The organism is Mesorhizobium sp. CNPSo 4684, assembly GCF_057784315.1.
Genome location: NZ_JBWLUX010000109.1, coordinates 1 through 428, shown reverse-complemented (window position 1 = coordinate 428; position 428 = coordinate 1). Strand labels below are relative to the sequence as shown.

Here is a 428-nt window from a genome sequence, read left to right as displayed (position 1 = left end):
GGCGTCATCAGCGTGTTCGGCCCCTGGTTCGTACCGCATCAATACACCACCATCTATGCCGACTATGTGCGCACGCCGCCGAGCTTCAGCCCCTATCCACGGGCCGACATGATCGAGACGGCGCTTGACGATGCGATCAAGCGCATGCGCGTCGACATCAAGGAGTGGAAGCAGGACGGCGATCGCGTCACCGTCACCGTCACCTCGACCAAACCGATCGATGAGCGCAACATCCGCTATCTCGACCGCTCCGATGCCTTCGATAACACCAAGATAGAGAGCAAATCGGCCGACGAGCTCGAATTGACGATGACCGCGTCGGTCAAACAGCAGTATTTCCTGTTCGGCACCGACAACACCGGCCGCGATCTGTTGTCGCGCACGCTGATGGCAGGGCGCATTTCGCTGGCCATCGGCCTGCTTGCCGG

1 pseudogene is annotated in these 428 nt (G+C 60.5%); it reads left to right on the top strand.

Annotation, left to right across the window (positions count from 1 at the left end):
• Positions 1 to 428: pseudogene (locus AC04SG_RS32910) on the top strand (ABC transporter permease); the annotation flags it as partial.